This window comes from Microvirga sp. 2MCAF35 (assembly GCF_052115545.1).
Classification (GTDB): Bacteria; Pseudomonadota; Alphaproteobacteria; order Rhizobiales; family Beijerinckiaceae; genus Microvirga.
In genome coordinates this window covers 1-1,680 of record NZ_JBFRGW010000088.1, presented here as the reverse complement: position 1 = coordinate 1,680, position 1,680 = coordinate 1, and the positions used below count along the sequence as shown (strand labels likewise).

The following is a 1,680-nucleotide window of genomic DNA, read 5'->3' as shown; positions in this document are numbered from 1 at the left end:
CTCATCGCTCGGCTACAAGCCACCCGCACCCGAGGTAGTGCTATGGCCGGCTGCGCAACCCAGACCAGCTCCGCAGGCCACACCCACCGTAGCCCCACGACCCATCATGCACTAACATTAACCCCGTACCACCTCGCGGGGGCTGGCCAGTCGGGCTTGGATCGTCAAACTTCTCTTTTGGCGTCCATCGCAGCTTTCAGACGAGGATATGGCGTTGTTCTTCAGGCGCCGCGATGGGAGATGGAGCGAGCAAACAAAAACCGCTCTCCAACGCCATAATGCAAAGGGCTTAGACCTTAACCAGAATTGGGCACTGGTTGAACAAACCTGGACATGCCCGATCTGCAAGAGGTCAAAGAACGAGATTTTCCGGCTCTCAACACGTGGAATTTTGTTAGCCAAATTAGAGGAGCACCATGATCACTTGCGAGATTTTGTTCGGAAGCGGGCTCGTGATTTATATGGCGAGAAATGGTTGGCTGATGTCCCAAGAGGGGGGCACGATCTTGCCGATCAACTAGAGCATCTTGTTTCCAGCTTTACACCTGAATTGGTCTGCTCAGAATGCAACGCGGCAGATGGCAAGGCGAAGGCGCATTTGAAGGGGAAAGTGCATACGTACTTTAGCTTTTCCCCATCCGAGATTGCACAGTTCATCACGCCAAAGCCAAACGCTCCTCATGGTATAGATTTGCGAAAGGTCGAGGATGCTTGGGATCGGGCTCGTCCAAAGCTTGAAATGCGCCTCAAGCTCATAGACGACACTTTAAGCCTTATCCAATCTGGAATGCTTAGGCAGGAACATGGGACGCCATGGTTTCGGGTGGCTCAACGACAGTTCGACCCCCACACCCAACTTTACCAAGCATTCTTGTCAGAAACTAACCGCGATGAACGAGAGCGAGAGCTATCTCGAATGCTTAATGAGTTTCTGGCGCGGTCTGTTCAAAAGGACTCGCCAGTCATTGCCCCCAAAACCAGTTCAGTAGCTCATAAGGTTCGTGTGCCAAGCGACGCTGAGTATGCCGCCTATACTGATCCTGTCTCGGCTCGCCGCTGGGAAGCTACGCCTGAAATTTGGAGTTGCCCTGTCTGTCAAAGATCAAAGCGGCAGTTAGTCAGGTGGTCAAAGACGGGCAATAAATGGTCGGGAGGAGTTCGTGAGCATTTGGAGCCTATCGTTGAGACGTATGAGACGGCCCTTTGGGCGCGTCGGCGTCTGTTACCGGGCTTCCGAAATGCCTTCGTAATGCGTGATAGCAAGAAGGTGCTGATATGCTCTGGCTGCCAGGACGTCGCTACCCAACTTAAACAGCGTAGGCGCGACATCCCTGACCAGTTCCTAACTATCACTGACATACGTGAGTGTCTTATCGCTGTTGAAGCCCATACGGATCATCAAGTGGATTGGGACGAGACAGCTAACCGCGCTCTGAATAACGCAGCGGTAGGCTCGGCGTGGGACGCCTATTTCAAACACCGCTCAATGGTCTGGCATTCGGGAGAGCAATATAAAAGGCTTGCTCGCTATGTGGCCAGCCCCCGCGAGGTGGTACGGGGTTAATGTTAGTGCATGATGGGTCGTGGGGCTACGGTGGGTGTGGCCTGCGGAGCTGGTCTGGGTTGCGCAGCCGGCCATAGCACTACCTCGGGTGCGGGTGGCTTGTAGCCGAGCGATGA

At 54.1% G+C, this 1,680-nt stretch carries 1 protein-coding gene; it reads left to right on the top strand.

Annotated elements, in window-relative coordinates; all coding sequences use genetic code 11:
- The first annotated feature begins 208 nt into the window (after positions 1–208).
- Positions 209–1,564 (top strand): hypothetical protein, encoded by a 1,356-nt coding sequence (locus AB4097_RS21410; protein ID WP_442043307.1) that lies wholly within the window; start codon positions 209–211, stop codon positions 1,562–1,564.
- Positions 1,565–1,680: the final 116 nt, after the last annotated feature.